The organism is Streptomyces vulcanius, assembly GCF_042653945.1.
In the GTDB taxonomy this organism is placed as follows: domain Bacteria; phylum Actinomycetota; class Actinomycetes; order Streptomycetales; family Streptomycetaceae; genus Streptomyces; species Streptomyces mangrovi.
Genome location: NZ_JBHSFK010000063.1, coordinates 23,494 through 37,571, shown reverse-complemented (window position 1 = coordinate 37,571; position 14,078 = coordinate 23,494). Strand labels below are relative to the sequence as shown.

General features: G+C 68.8%; 11 protein-coding genes and 3 pseudogenes. 2 read left to right on the top strand and 12 right to left on the bottom strand.

Going from position 1 to position 14,078, the window contains the following annotated elements; translation table 11 throughout:
• Nucleotides 1-107 precede the first annotated feature (107 nt).
• From ACFPIH_RS52420 to ACFPIH_RS52400, 5 genes and pseudogenes are all read right to left on the bottom strand, one after another.
• Nucleotides 108-251 (bottom strand): annotated as a pseudogene (locus ACFPIH_RS52420) (NUDIX domain-containing protein); the annotation flags it as partial.
• 49 nt (nucleotides 252-300) lie between these two features.
• A complete protein-coding gene (locus tag ACFPIH_RS52415) occupies nucleotides 301-1,050 on the bottom strand; it encodes a class I SAM-dependent methyltransferase (RefSeq protein ID WP_381167485.1) in 750 nt (249 codons plus the stop codon).
• Nucleotides 1,051-1,082: 32 nt separating this feature from the next.
• Nucleotides 1,083-1,352: a hypothetical protein gene (locus ACFPIH_RS52410; protein WP_381167483.1), complete on the bottom strand. Its 270-nt coding sequence runs from the start codon at nucleotides 1,350-1,352 to the stop codon at nucleotides 1,083-1,085.
• Between the two features lie 177 nt (nucleotides 1,353-1,529).
• On the bottom strand, nucleotides 1,530-1,988 hold the full coding sequence (locus ACFPIH_RS52405; protein ID WP_381167481.1) for a hypothetical protein: 459 nt from the start codon (nucleotides 1,986-1,988) through the stop codon (nucleotides 1,530-1,532).
• Between the two features lie 208 nt (nucleotides 1,989-2,196).
• Nucleotides 2,197-4,137 (bottom strand): ATP-binding cassette domain-containing protein, encoded by a 1,941-nt coding sequence (locus tag ACFPIH_RS52400; RefSeq protein ID WP_381167479.1) that lies wholly within the window; start codon nucleotides 4,135-4,137, stop codon nucleotides 2,197-2,199.
• Between the two features lie 396 nt (nucleotides 4,138-4,533).
• Here ACFPIH_RS52400 and ACFPIH_RS52395 point away from each other — a divergent pair, with 396 nt between their 5' ends.
• The gene (locus ACFPIH_RS52395; RefSeq protein ID WP_381167477.1) at nucleotides 4,534-5,061 is read left to right on the top strand and encodes an NUDIX domain-containing protein; all 528 of its coding nucleotides are present in this window, start codon (nucleotides 4,534-4,536) and stop codon (nucleotides 5,059-5,061) included.
• 163 nt (nucleotides 5,062-5,224) lie between these two features.
• Here the strand turns inward: ACFPIH_RS52395 and ACFPIH_RS52390 are convergent, their stop codons facing one another.
• Entirely contained in the window at nucleotides 5,225-6,241 is a 1,017-nt protein-coding gene (locus ACFPIH_RS52390) for a phosphotransferase enzyme family protein (RefSeq protein ID WP_381167475.1), read from the bottom strand.
• A gap of 573 nt (nucleotides 6,242-6,814) precedes the next feature.
• On the opposite strand from ACFPIH_RS52390, the gene ACFPIH_RS52385 reads away from it, so the two are divergent.
• On the top strand, nucleotides 6,815-7,204 hold the full coding sequence (locus ACFPIH_RS52385; protein ID WP_381167473.1) for a hypothetical protein: 390 nt from the start codon (nucleotides 6,815-6,817) through the stop codon (nucleotides 7,202-7,204).
• 76 nt (nucleotides 7,205-7,280) lie between these two features.
• Here ACFPIH_RS52385 and ACFPIH_RS52380 read toward each other — a convergent pair whose 3' ends face one another.
• From ACFPIH_RS52380 to ACFPIH_RS52355, 6 genes and pseudogenes are all read right to left on the bottom strand, one after another.
• Nucleotides 7,281-8,282 (bottom strand): thioesterase domain-containing protein, encoded by a 1,002-nt coding sequence (locus ACFPIH_RS52380; protein WP_381167471.1) that lies wholly within the window; start codon nucleotides 8,280-8,282, stop codon nucleotides 7,281-7,283.
• A 41-nt stretch (nucleotides 8,283-8,323) separates the two neighbouring features.
• A pseudogene (locus tag ACFPIH_RS52375) lies at nucleotides 8,324-9,169 on the bottom strand (beta-ketoacyl synthase N-terminal-like domain-containing protein); the annotation flags it as partial.
• A 126-nt stretch (nucleotides 9,170-9,295) separates the two neighbouring features.
• Nucleotides 9,296-10,429, bottom strand: a pseudogene (locus tag ACFPIH_RS52370) (beta-ketoacyl synthase N-terminal-like domain-containing protein); the annotation flags it as partial.
• Nucleotides 10,426-12,210 carry an AMP-binding protein gene (locus ACFPIH_RS52365; RefSeq protein ID WP_381167469.1) on the bottom strand — a complete coding sequence of 595 codons (1,785 nt, stop codon included), beginning with the start codon at nucleotides 12,208-12,210 and terminating at the stop codon, nucleotides 10,426-10,428. The pseudogene ACFPIH_RS52370 and the gene ACFPIH_RS52365, both read right to left, overlap by 4 nt.
• 170 nt (nucleotides 12,211-12,380) lie before the next feature.
• Nucleotides 12,381-13,160, bottom strand: a complete 780-nt coding sequence (locus ACFPIH_RS52360) for a nucleoside 2-deoxyribosyltransferase (RefSeq protein ID WP_381167467.1) — start codon at nucleotides 13,158-13,160, stop codon at nucleotides 12,381-12,383.
• A gap of 91 nt (nucleotides 13,161-13,251) precedes the next feature.
• A complete protein-coding gene (locus ACFPIH_RS52355; RefSeq protein ID WP_381167465.1) occupies nucleotides 13,252-13,968 on the bottom strand; it encodes a uracil-DNA glycosylase family protein in 717 nt (238 codons plus the stop codon).
• Nucleotides 13,969-14,078: the final 110 nt, after the last annotated feature.

Here is a 14,078-nt window from a genome sequence, read left to right as displayed (position 1 = left end):
GCAGCGCGGTAAGAGGCCAGAACCGCCAGGATCCGATGGCCTCTTCGCGTTGATGGGGGGGTGCCGGACCAGCGGGTGATCAGGACGGGCACCGTCAGCCGTACGACGTCGCCCACCCGGTCCAGGAGCGTGCCCAGCACCTGCACGTCGTCGGGCTCGGCCACGAGGCCGGCCTCCTCGCGGAGCTCACGGACGGCGGCCTCGGCGAAGGTCTCGCCCGGTTCGACGGTCCCGCCGGCAGAAGCTCCCAGGTACGGCGCCGGTGTTGGCCGAGCAGGACGCCGTCAGGGCCGTGCACGATCACACCGACCCCGAGGGCGGTGTTCGGCGGGGGAGGTGCGTTGGCGCGGGGACGGCTCGGCACGCGTGCCTGACGGCGGGCCGTGTACAGCCGGTAGGAGACTGCGTTGTCCGTCGTCGGGGAGTCGATCGCTGTGACCGATTCCAGGGTGAGGCCGTGCTGGACCAGGAGGTCTTCCCACAGCTGCACGCTGAGGACCACATGTTCACGGGGTGGTCCTGGGTTGTGCCGGGCAGTCGCAGGATCTCGGGGCGGGGGGTCACCTCGTTCGAGGGCCCGGCGCTGTCCGAGTTGGTGTGCAGCGCGGAGAAGACCAGGCGTCCGCCCGGTTTGAGGCCCTTGGCCAGGGCGGACAGCAGCCGGTTGGGGTCCAGGTACGGCACGGAGCCGACGGAGTAGATCAGGTCGTACGGGTCGGCAGCGTGCAGGTGTGCGACCGCGTCGGCGCACACCAGGTGCAGGCCGGGGTGGTCCTGGTAGCGGGTGAGGGCGCGCTGGTGCTGGGCGGGTGAGGTGTCGACGGCGGTGACCTTGGCGCCCAGGGCTGCCAGGTTCGCGGCGTGCCGGCCGAGGCCGCTGCCGAGGTCGAGGACGCGTAGTCCCGCCACCTCGCCGAGGGCGTTGATGCCGGGGCCGGTTTCCGGGATTCCCCAGTCCCACCGGTCCAGTTCGGGCAGCTGAAGTCCTCTGGTGAGCTGGTGGGTGCCGTAGGTGTTCCAGATTTCGACGGTGTCCTGCTCGGTAGCCACCGAGTCCTCCATCGGCAAGGGGTGAGTGGGGATCAGGGGCGCAGGGCGTAGCAGCGGAGCACGTCAAGGTCGGCGGTCTGGACGGCAGACCAGCCGGAGGTGAGGGTTTCGGTCTCGGCGGGGCTGATCCCGAGACCTTGGAGAGGGTCGGTGTCCTCACGGCGTCCGGCGATCTCGGTGACCACCCAGAACGTCCCGCAAGGGACAAGGAGGTGGCGGACCCGGTTGAGGAAGGCCGCCTTGTCATCCATCCACCGGTAGACCAGGCGGCAGGTGATGACCGCGTACGCGGGCTCCGGCAAGCCCGTGAGGTCGCTGGTGGTGATATCGGCGCACCACCACGCCGGACCGGGAGCGGGGCCTTCGTTGTGGGCGGCGGCGAGCATCGTCCATCAGCCGGTTCTCGGGGTCGTCGAGCTGCCGGTAGCGAGGACCGCCTGCCCAGAGCGGTTCCCAGTACGCGGCGGTCGAAGTCGTCGTCATGAGGCTCCTTCACGGGCAGGCGGCACGGTAGTGCGCGCGGGCGGGACGGGCATGTCCCGGAGTGCGCGGACAGGGGAGACGAGCAGAAGGACCACGGGGACGATCTGGAGGACCGCTCCGACGGCGAGGGTGCCGCGTACGCCGAGGAAGAGGACCAGGGCGCCGGGGACCGCGGTGAGCAGCAGGGCCAGGTCCTGGGCACGGCTGTCGATGAGGTGGGGCGCCCTGGTGTGTCCAAGGGCGAGGACGATGTGGCGATATGCCCGGCTCTCGCGGGTGAAGAACTTCCCGAGGGCGAGACCTTCAGGTAGTGGTGCACCCTGCGTTCGCCCTCCAGGTCCCACACCCGGGAACGGCGCCCAGTCGTGCGAGGCGTCGCGGACGGACACGACGGGGCCGACCCGTTGTTCCGCCCAGCGCTGCAGTGCCGCGGGCAGCGGCTTCGTCTCGCTCATCCGGCAGAGCTCGCGCCCGGGCGCGGGATGGCGGAGCGGCAGGGCACACCGCCCATCAGGTTCGGTGCGGTCGGGGAGCACGGTTCCTCCCGGGGGGTGTCGGTCGCGTTGGTCGTCGGGGTGCCGGATCGGCCGGCCAGGTCGGCGGGTCAGAGGACTCCCGGCCGCCGTCGGACGGTCGGGGTCTGCTCAGGACGGCGGCGGGGGCTCAGGTGGGACCGGGCGCACCGCCGGTGCGCTGCTCCAGTTCCCACAGGGTCCGAAAGAGCCCGGGCTCGCGGGTGAGCTGCGCGTACGTTCCCTCCTGGACCAAGCGGCCCTGGTCGAGGACGACGATCCGGTCCGCCACGGCGACATTGGCGAGCCGGTGCGTGATCAGAAGGATGGCCCTGTCCTTGGCCAGGTCCCGAAGGCCGGTGAAAACATGGTGCTCTGCCCGGGCGTCGAGGGCGGCCGTGGGCTCATCCATCACCAGAAGACTCGCCTTCCGGTGAAATGCCCTGGTCAGGATGACGCGTTGCCACTGCCCGCCGGACAGCTGGTGGCCGCCGAACCATTCGCTGGTCAGGAGGGTGTCGAGGCCGGAACGGAGGGCGGGCAGCATGCCCGCGGCTCCGGACGCCTCGCAGGCCGCCATGAGCGCGGCGTCGCTGGTGTCGCCCTGCCCCAGGGTGACGTTGTCGCGCAGCGTCAGCGGCAGGTAGGTGAACCGCTGCGGTGCTACCGCTACGTGCTTCCACGCCTCCCACGGCTCCAGCCGCGCGGTGGTCGTGTGGTCCCAGGCCACTTCCCCGGAGGCCGGCAGCAGCAGCCCGCAGATCAGCCGGGACAGCGTCGTCTTCCCCGAACCGTTCTCCCCGACCAGCGCCACGATCTCCCCGCGCCGTACCTTCAGCGACACACCGGCCAGGCTGTCCTTCTCCGCACCGTCGTACCGGTAGGTGACGTCGCGGACCTCGAAGCGTTCCGGCGGCGCCGGCAGTACCTCGGAGCCACGTGAGGCCACCATCGCCTGCCCGTGCGCGTTGTCGATGAAGTTCTGCCAGTCCTGCACGTACCAGCCGGTGCGCACCAGCCGGGCCCCGCCGTTGATGATGCCGCGTACGGAGCCGGTTGCCGTCTGCAGGGCGAAGACCGCGCCCCCGCCGGCCGCCAGGTCCATCCGGCCGGAGACCAGGAGCCACAGCAGGGTCGCCCAGACCGCCGCCGAGGCGACTCCGCCGGCCGCCGCACCGGCCAGGCCCATCCAGGCCCCGGTGTTCGCGGCCTCGCGCTCGGAGACGTTGACGGAGGCGGCCAGGCGCCGGTAACGGCCGAGGAGGAACGGTCCGGCCAGGCAGGCCCGCATCTCCTCGCTGGACTCCATGTAGGACATGTGCCAGCGCAGCTTGTGCAGCATCCGCCGGCGCCCCGACGTCTCCAGGCTCGCGAGGTACACCACGCGGGCCGCACGCACGTACGCGGCGGCCTGCGGCAGGCACGCCAGGAGAAGCAGAGGCAAAAGAATCGGGTGGATCACGGTGAGGACGGTCGCGCCGGCGGCGAGGGTCGCCGTGGCGGCCAGCACGTCCTGGGCTTCCTCCACGAGGTCGGGAGTGACCTGCGCGCCGCGGTCGGCGATGTCGTACTGGTCGTTGTACCCCGGCTTGTTGTTCGCCGCGGCCTCCGCGCCGAGAGCCGCCTCGACCATGCTGACTTCCGCGGCCCGGGCGAGCACCGGCCTCAGCCGCCCGGTCAGCCAGGTCACCGTGACCCCCAGCAGGGCGCGCAGCCCGGCAGCCACCGCGATGACGGCCAGCTGCGGAGCCGCCTCCCGCAGCCGCTCGGTGATGTCGCCGGAGGAGATCAGCGCGGTGAGGGTCCCGGCCACGGCGAACAGACCCAGCGCGGCCAGCACACCGGTGCCGATCTGGCACGCGAGCAGCCCGGCCGTCGCGCCCCGGTCCACCTGCCACGCCATCCGCAACGACCGGCGCACCAGCACGGGCAGGCGCCGCGCCATCGTGGTCGTCGTCATCTGCGCGCCAGCCTGGAGCCGGGACTCGTCCCGGTACTGGAACTCCTCCTCCTGCGCCGTGCTCCCGCTGTCCGGTGGAGTCCCCTCCGCTTCGTCCGTGCTCGATTGTGCTGCTGTGCTGCCCGAGGTCAAGTCAATCCCCCTGTCGGTCGGTCACGGCTGGTTCGCGAGGCTCAACGACGCAACCCCCGATATCGAACACACGTTTTTCGGTCGGTCCTGAAGTCCCGGGATAGAGCGTTCGAGGAACCGTGGAAACTGCACCGACCCAGCTCCTGCAACGGCGCTGCCACCAAGGGCGGTTGGCCGAATCGCCGAGGTTCCCAAGCGCCGTACGCCAGAGAGCGCGTTGGTGCGTGCGGGGGTCGGGCGGACTTGTAGAGTGCGGGGCTTCCGGAACGCCACGACCCGTGTGGAGCTGACTGTGTACGTGCTTGGTGGCCGCCTTCGAGCGGCCGGTCTCGACTAGCCTGGCAGCGGGAGGACCGCCCCGCCGCCCGACCTCCAGCACCCACCAGGAACGCGACCATGAAGACCTGCGACAACACCTCGGTCGGCATCGTCATCACCGATCACCAGGGCCGCTACCTGATGTTCGACCGCGCCACCTTCCCGTCCGGCACGGCACCTGCCGCTGGCCATATCGACGACCACGGGACCTCCGAGGACGCGGGCCGCGCCGAGGTCGAGGAAGAGCTCGGCCTCACCGTTACCGGCCTCACCCACGTCACCGGCGGCTGGCGGGACAACCCATGCCGCCGCCTTCCCGGCGCACGCAGCACCGGCCACCGCCATGAATGGACCGTCTACCGGGCCACCGTCACCGGCGACGTCACCCCGAGCGCCCACGAGACGAAGAACGTCCGCTGGATCACTCCTGATGCTCTGCAGGAGTTGGCAGACCGGACGGTCGCCTACGCCCAGGGACGCATCACGGACGCCGAGTTCGAGGCCGCGCCCGGCATCGAGCCGGTGTGGATGCAGTGGCTCGCCAACATCGCCGCGATCAACACTAGCCCCGACGACCTGCGCCGGGTGGACCAGCTCACCAGATGATCGCCGCCCGCTCTCCTGACCTACCGCGGCCGCCGCCCGGCTCCATCCCGAGCTCGGCGCGCCGGCCCTTAAGTGCCCTGCTGCTACCGCGGGCCCGGACAGGCGAGTTCGCTGTCCGGGGTTGCGGCTTGCGTGAGTTACGTCGGCCATGGAGGTCATGAACTCAGCGAAGAGCGTCATGCAGGGCCTCCTCGATCACAGGGAGCCGGCCCAGCAGCATCAGCGCTGCCTCGTGCCGCACCCGCCCGTAGGCCTCCATAGCGGCGTCGACGATGTGCGGTCGTTCCACTGGTACCGACAGCGGAAAGGCCGAGCAGAGCATGGCTGCACAGCCGACACGAAGCGAGGACACGAGGTCGCCCGCGGACGCCTTCGGGTTGGCGTCTCGGTAGGCCAGGGTGAGATCGATGTATCCGGTGAGCCAGCTCTCCGCACTGTTGTCCAACACGCTCTTGGGGTCGCAGCCAAGACGCGCGATCTCCCAGGCGAGGTACCCGGGTGCGGGCGGTCGAAAGTCCACGATCGCGGCTACCTCGTTGTCCTTGAACAGGACGTTGGGGCCGGCCATGTCGCCGTGCAGGACCTGGACGGACAGCTGTGGAAGCAAAGCGAGGGCACGCTCGACGTCCCCCAGGATGGCTTGTCGCTCACGCGCTGCCTGCAGCGCCCACGTCTCGAACTCCCCAAGCCTGGGTTTCTGCTGGTACGCATGAATCAGGCGCTCGAAGCGGTCCCATGAGGCGGCCACGTCGCACACGGCGGCACCAGGTTCCAGGGTCGGTGCGGCGGCAGGGTGAGTGGCGAGCCGGCTGTGGAGTTGGCCCATCGCCGTGCCGACCGCTGCCCACCGTGCACCCGTCAGGCCGCCTTCGGCGGTCGCGGTGTGCGGCACGTACGACCACAGGGACATCGGCAGGCGACCGTGGGTCTCGATGAGTTCATGCTCGCGCGTGCGGGTTGCCCGCGCGGTCGCGACACCTCCGTCGGCGCAGTACTCGGACAGTTCGACCGACGCCAGCTCCAGATCCAGGCGATCTCGAGTCCGGTAGACCTTGGCGAAGTGCAGCTGGCCTGCCTGGTCCACGACGGCGTAGTTGTCCGTCGCGGTCCCTTCCGGGATACGCGTTATGTCTGCCGGGTGCAGCCCGTACGCGAGCACCAGCGTGGCGGCGACCGCCATGATTAGCTCTTCCTCCGCGGTGCGGCCGGGTGCGGAAGAGGAGGCAGGCTTGGGGGCGGGCTGGTGAGATGCGGTGGACATGGTCTCCTCGTCGAAGCGCACAGTGATAGCGGTCAGATGACGGGCGGGCGCCAGGTGGTCGGGTCGATCAGGACGCGCGGGTACGGACCGTGGCCCGAAAGTGCTCAGCGTTCCGCGGCCAGCCGCGCCGGGTGCAGAGGGACCGCAAGATGGCCGACGGACAACGCTCCGTCAATGCGGTCATCTGATCGCGCCTCCCCCGTTCGGGTTGTCGCAGTACCCGAGCTCGCCCCGGCACCGCCACCTGCTGCCGGCAGGGGACTGGCCGACCCAGTCGACACCGCGGCCCCCTGCAGCGTGAATCGGCTGATCGGAACGATGCACAGGCGGGGCGCGGGGCCGACCGGCGGGCGCTGCGGCACCAGGCAGGGATGCTCGTCGCATAAAGTGCGGGCGCACGGGTGTCCCTGCCGTTCGCCACAAGACGATCTTGGATACCCTTCGTTCTCGTCTCCGAAGGCATCCCTCGGGCCGTACCACCAGGAGGAACCAGTGTCATCCCCGCAAGTGATCACCCCCGAGGAGAAGCTCGCTGAAGCGAAGAAACAGCTGAGTTTCCCGCGTATTGTTGCGATTTGCGGCTCCACTCGTTTCATGGCCGAGATGGCTGAGGCCGATCTGCGGGAGACCAAGGCCGGAAGGATTGTCGTCAAGCCGGGTTGTGACCTGAAGTCGCCGCACGCACTGTGGTCCGATCCTGTTGAGGCCGAGGCGTTGAAGGTTCGACTCGACGAGCTGCACCGGTCGAAGATCTTGCTTGCTGATGAGGTGCTCGTGGTCGGCGACTACATCGGAGACAGCACCCGATCCGAAATCGCCTACGCCCGGTCGCTGGGCCGGCCCGTGCGGTTCACGCACCCCGAAGTCGACCCCGACGCCTGAGCGCTCAGCCTCACACCCTCCGCAGACACCCCTTGGAATTGAGCATCTAGCGGATGGCGAGGTGGTGAGAGCGAGCTCAAGCAGCGGCGGAATGCATCGCGGCCGTGATGGCGGTAGCGAGAGGCCGCCGGTGGTTCATCAAGTAGAAGTGGTCGCCCTCGTACCTTTCGAGTCCGCGGAAGTGCGTGGTGAACGCTCGCCAGGCGAGCAGACGTTCCTCGTCGATCAGTTTGTCGCGGCGGCCCCCGAATACCGAGAGCGGAACGGGCAGAGGTTCGTGGTCGCGGGGACGAGCCCAGGTGTCCAGGAGTTTGAAGTCGGCACGGAACACCGGGGCGAACTGGTGCCAGACGGCGTCGTCGTCGAGGAGCTGCGGCGTGCTGCCGCCCACGTTCCGCAGCCAGCCACGCAGTTCCTCGTCGGACATCAGATGGGGGAGGCCATCGGCGCCGTCCGCGCCTCGCGGGGCGCCGTAGGCGGACACACCCAGCCACTTGGGGAGCGGGTCTCCTTCGTGGTGAAGTCGGCGGGTGAGCTGGTAGGCGATGAGTGCGCCCATGCTGTGGCCGAAGAACCCGAAGGGCCGGTCGAGCAGGGGCGCGATCGCGGTGTGGAAGTAGTCGACCAGCCGGTCGCAGTCGTCGATCAGCGGCAAAGACTGCAGCTGGCCTCGGCCCGGGGCCTCTAGGAGGCAGAGCTCCCAGTCCTTAGGAAAGTGCTCGGCCCAGCCCCGGTAGAGCAGGTGGGAGCCGCCGGCGTGGTGGAACAGGAAGAGGCGCGCCGCTGGGTCGCTCAGCGGCCTCGGGCGGATGACCGGCTGGGCCGACGTCTGGCCGAGGAGCTTCGAGGTGATGAAGGCATGCAGCTCGGCGAGGGTCTTAGCACCGCTGATGACCACGGTGTTCTCCGGGACGCCGAACGCGTTCTCCACGCGGGTTGAGATCTCGAGCATCAGCAGCGAGTCGATCTCGAGCTCGTCGGTGAAGTGCGCCTCGTCGGTGACCTCCTCGGGTTCGATCTCCAGTGCTCCGGCTATCAGAGCGCGGAGCTCCTCGATGTTCACGGACGCAGTGGTCATTGGTGTTTCCCTGGCTCCTACGTGGATGGTCGAGTGGTCGGTCAAGGGGTCAGTAGCAGAGCGGCTGCCGCGTCGTGACGTGGGCCTCCAGCTGTGGCGAGCGCTATCCCGGTGGCGTCCCTCTCCAGATGGGCGGCCGCGGCAGCACACTGCAGGACACCCAGCGCCCCGGAGAGCGGGCCCAGCTGGGCTTCCAGGTCGATCTGGCGCGTGGCTGCGAGCAGCTGGCCCGCTCCGGCGCCCGCCTCGTCGACGAGCCAGAGTCCGACGGATTTCTCCTCAGTCACACCGGCGGAAGTCAGCGCCACGGCGAGATCGCGGGCCCGTGCGTACCCGGCGATCGTGGCGCGCGGCCGCGCGCCACGGGAGGCTGCTGCGTTCGCTGATTCGAGGACGATCGCGACCGCCGCGTCGGTGGACTGCTTGCCGACCAGCCTCGTCGCCACGTGGTTGGCCGGTTCGACGCCGACGACGACGGCTGCTGCGGCGCGCCCGACCTCGATGAGGTTCCGGGCCCAGGCGAGGGCGTCCAGACCACTGGTGACGCCGTTGCAGACGGTGAGGTTGGGTCCGCGCAGCCCGAAGCGGATGGCCACCCAGCCGGCGACGACATTGCTCGAGGTCTGGGGCAGGCCCAACGGACTCAGGCCCGTGACGCCTTCCCTGGCGATGGTGTCGGCGGCTTCGCAGACGCTGTCCACGTTGCCCAGGTTGGTGCTGACCACGACGGCGGTCGAGTCGGCCACGCCCGTGAACGTCGCAGTGGCGTCGGTCAGGCCCGCGTCGTGGAGGGCCGACTCGGCAGCCCGCAGAGCGAGCCGGGACGCCCGGTCTTTGTGGCGCATCTCGCGTCCGCGGAGGCCGGTGGCCGGGTCGAAGCCGCCCTCGCCGGGCAGCGGTCCGAGGAGGTCGCCGTACTTCGCGACACCGGGGAGCGCCAGTCCGATGCCCGTGACGACGACCTCCCGGGCGCTCGGGATGCTCATCCGTGCGGTACTCGTTCCGCTCATCGGGCGGGCGGCCTCCACGATCGCGACGGCGTTGATCCCTCCGAAGCCGAACGCGTCGATCTGAGCGATGGTCAGGCCGCCGGCTGCGGGGGCGCCCTGTACCAGGTCCAGTCCCGCGGCCTCGGGGATCGGGTCGGTGAGTCCCAGGACGGGGGGTACCGTCCCTGCCTTCATGGCGAGCACAGCCATCACGAGGCTGAGGAGTCCCGAACCGCCCAGGGTGTGGCCGGTCATCGCCTTGATGGCGGTCATCCGCGGCCCGGATCCGGCGCCGTGGAAGATGCGGCTCAGGACGCTCGACTCCGTCGCGTCGTTGCGGGGGGTTCCGGTGCCGTGCAGCATCACCAGGTCGATGTCCTGCGCCTGTACTCCTGCTCTGCTGTAGGCGTCCTGGACCGCGCGTGTGATGCCGTCGGGGTCGGGCGCGGTGGCGTGGTGGGCGTCGCAGTTCATGGACACCCCGCGCACCCGGGCGTGCACGCGCCCGTTCCCGGTGCCGGCGCGCTGGACGACGACGGCTGCCGCGCCCTCCCCCATCAGCATGCCCTTGTGCGTGGTGTCGAAGGGGCGGAGCGCGTCGGGGATGTCGTTCTGCACCCGGTCGAGCGTGCCGAAGCCGCTCTCGGTGGCGGCGTCGGTGCCGGCGATGACGACCGTGTCGGCCATTCCGAGCTCGATCATGTCGGTGGCCATGCCGAGCGCGTAGAGAGTGGCTGAGCAGGCGTTGGCGAAGGTGTATGTGGTGGACGCCCCGAGTGTCGCCTTCAGGGCGGTGCCGAAGTGCAGGTCCGCAAGGGCGACGTCCGCGTCATCACGCCACCACAATTCCAGGCTGCGCTGCTCGCGCATGGTGGTCCCGACCAACACGGGTACCTGGGACAGGTCCTCGCCCAGGCCCGCGTCAGCGACTGCCTGACGGACAACGGTGGTGAGCCAGCGGGTGGCGCGGCACGGGATGTCGCCACCGCCTTCGGGCCGGTCGTCGATCTCGTAGGCGTAGGCCGCCCGGTACTTGTCGGGGGCGAACGCTCGCAGAGGCGTGCGGCTCTCCTGGCCCGCGCACAGCGCGGCGAATATCTCTTCGGGGCTGGCACCGATGTTGGCGACGGCGGCCATGCCCGTGATGTCCCAGGTCACGGTTGTCCAGCCGCCTTCCTCAGCTCGAAGGCGGCCAGCTTGCCGGTCGAGGTGGTCGGGAGCTTGTCGAGGAACTCCAGACGGGCGGGCCGCTTGTAGACGGCGAGACCGCCACGGATCGCGGCGATCACCGTACGCCGCACCACGGCCGTGTCGAATCCCGGCCCGGCCACCAGATACGCCACGGCTTGCTCCAGGCCGTCAGCGTCGCGGCCGCCGACCACCACGCAGTCCTGGACGCCGTCAGCGCCGCGGACGACGCTCTCGATCTCACGCGGATAGACCTTGTAGCCGCCCAGGTTGAGCAGGTCATCGGCGCGGCAGAGATGGGTGAACGTGCCGTCCGGTGCACGGCGCACCACGTCGCCGGTGTAGGCACCGCCGTCGGCGAAGGTGACCGCTGCAGCCTCCGGGCGGCCGATGTAGCCGAGGGCGACGGTCGGGCCGGCGATGTGCAGCCGGCCCTCCTCCCCGTCGGCGACGGGCGTGCCGTCCACCGCGCGGACGGTCGCGGTGATCCCGGGCACCGGGACCCCGAAGGTGCCCGGATGTTCCTTCCCCGGCGTCGTGCCGACGACTATGTAGAGCACCTCGGTGGCGCCGAGACCGTTGAGCAGCTCGGCCTGGAAGGCGGTGCGGATCCGCTCAGCGAGCGGAGCCGGCAGATTCTCGCCCGCCGCCACGCACAGCCGCACGGAGTCGGAGGCGAGCGCCGCCGACTCGGAGGCGTTCAGCAGCGCGGCGTACAGCCGTGGGACGGAGAACAGCACGGTGGGCTGGTGGCGCTGCATCGCGGCGGTGAGTGAGTGGACGTCGACCGTGCCACTGATGAGCGCAACGCGGGAGCCGGCCGCCAGCGGGCACAGGACGGAACTGCCGAAGCCGTAGCCGAAGGACATCCGGGCGGTGGACAGCACGGTGTCCTCGGGAGTCAGCGTCAGTACGGTGCCGATGCTGTCGGTCATCGCCGCGATCGCTCCCGCCGAGTGCCGGACTCCCTTGGGCATGCCGGTGCTTCCGGAGGTGTACTGCACGAGCGCCTCGCGCCCCGCACTCCACGCGGTCGGGGGCCCGGCCTCCTGCGGGCGGTGTGCGGGGCCGGGCGCGGCCGTGGCCAGAGCGGCGCGGACGTCAGCGCCGGCGAACTGGGGGGTCGTCTCCAACAGCTCCTCCAAGGCGCGTTGCCGCTTGGGGGCTGCGTCGAGGTGCACCACCGCGGCGGCGCAGTTCTCGGCGACGTAGCGGACTTCGTCGTCCGTGAGCATCGGGCTGATCACCACGGGGACGCAGCCGTGCCACCACAGGCCGAGGACGGCGACGACGGTCGCCACGGAGTCGTCAGCGACCAGGAGGCCGCGGGCGCCCTTAGGCACACCTGCTGCCCTGAGGGCGCCCGCGTACCCACGTGCCGCCTCCAGGAGGCCGGCGTACGTGATCTCCCCTGCCTGGGGGTCGAGGTAGCTGGTCCTTTCACCCCGGCCGGCGGAGACGTGACCCGCCACCAGGCGGTCGATCAGGTCGACCCCGCGGAGGCTTGTCGCACGGGCACTGAGCACGGACACCGCGGCGTCCAGGCTGGTGAGGGCTGCCGCATCCTCAGCGGACAGGGCTCCGAACTCGCGCTCGATCGCGGCCGCGATCGCAACCTTCTCCAGGGAGCTGATGCCGAGTTCCTCGTAGAACAGGGCACCAGACTCGATGTCGTCCTTCTCGACTTCGAGGACAGACGCCACGATCTCTCGCAGCCTGTCGCGCACTATGTCGGGTTCTGCATCGCGCACCGGCGGAGGTCCTTTCCGTATCTTCGTAGCCGAGAATTGAGATCTGGTTGGAGAGAGCGAGGATGAGCCGGAGACCTGCTCCCGGCCCCGTTCCGTTCACCGAAACGCCGCCGGGTTCCGGTCGGGGATTCAAGAACGGGATAGAGTGCCGCAGCGTTCAGCGGAAGTGCTCAGGCTCCCAGGCCGACCTCACAAGGGAACAAGACGGAAACGCCCCGGGGCTCCTCCGTGAAGATGACTCTCTTGGAAAGCGCGGCCATGAAGCCGAGCTCGAAGATCGTGCCGCTTCCGACGCGACCGCCGGGGTTGCATAAGACAACAGCGTCGGCCCGCCTGAACGCGTCCATGTGCATGTATTTGTGCCGCCACGTGTCGCGTTCGTTCTTCAGGAGATCCTGGTAGTCGAAGAGGATGAAGTCGGTGCCCGCGGTCTCCGGCTTGATCCTTGTGGACCGAGGGCTCAGCACGACGGTGCCGATCTCACGCAGACGGGCGATGGTGTCCTCGATGTACCCCAGAGATTGCTGGAAGCTGCCGCAGACGACAGCATTCCGGAATTCCCGCCGGATCAGACCTTCTATCATGTCGTCCGATCCGCACGCGGACATTCCTGTTTCCAGGTAGAACCGCTCCAACTCAGGCCCGACTATGTTGAAATAGAGACCGGTGTCGACATAGACGCTGTTGACCAGTGTGGCCGCTTCCAGCTGCGGGAGCTGCTGAAAGACCCCGGTGGCGTACAGGCGCGTTGTCGTGCTGTCGACGACCTCGTTGACCTCCGTGAGTCCGGCGCAGAACTCGCCGACTCTGTCTGCCAGCACCTCGTGAGCGCGGCTGCCTTCGAACGCGAGCCGCTCCCTTTTGAGTAGTTTCAACTCGCCGCTCCGGGAACGGTAAACGCTCACGCCTTCCGAGTCGAAATGGACCAGGACCCTGCCTTCTGTCGCCAATGTATATTCTCCTTCTCGTTCCGGCGTTGGGAGCCTACGGCCTTCGTCGAATTAGCTGGGAGGTTGGCAAGCATTCCGGAGGACGCCGCGACTAATCGCCTTGTCCGCGGAACGCGCTGAGGTACTTCTCGGCGAATTCTTCCTCTCTATCCCGGTTGTATTGAGTGATGAAACGCGGATGCTCCAAGGGCGCGATCCTTTGGAAGAAGCGCTGGCCCTCGTTCACCTTCGAGAGGAACGCGAAGTTCTCGCCACTTCCAATGCAGTAACACACCGAGGTGTCAGTTCCGAATGCCAGCTGGCGTTCCAAGGTGTCCACGAGGAAAGAGTGCAGGATCTCCAGCAGCTTCTTGTTCTCGTAGTAGTTGCAGTTGACCTCTTTTCCCTTGGCGTTCGTTCTCACCAGGCCAAGGGGGCACACAAAACTCATGACGAAATCGGCATAGAACTTACCGCGGCCCCCGTAGCGGCTGATGACGTCGTGCAGAAACCCGGCGGAAGGCCGGCTCACCGCATAGCCGTCGACATCGACTCCCGTTTCGCTTTCGAGGAGCTTGGCATCTTCGAACGGGACCCCGGTCACGGCCGTGCCGCGTCGGGCGGGCGAGCTCCCCAGTACCAGACGGCGCGGCTTATCGTCGTCGTAGTACTTGTTGTAGAACGCAGTCGTGACCTCGCGGACACGCTCCTTCCGGGGGCCGCTGAACGGATTGATGACCGTGAATCCGGGAGGCAGGTCAAGCGTCGTTTCCGCAAGTTCCTCGTTGAACTGCAGGATCCGACGGGCAACCGTCACTGGCCCGTTCATGCAGAAGTCCTTCCTTCGCGCTGGTCACTCTGAACAGTCCGGTCGCACCGGGCCGTCTGCGATTCAGCCTTCCCGCGGAACTGATGGGACGTCGCGGACGTGGCCGGCTC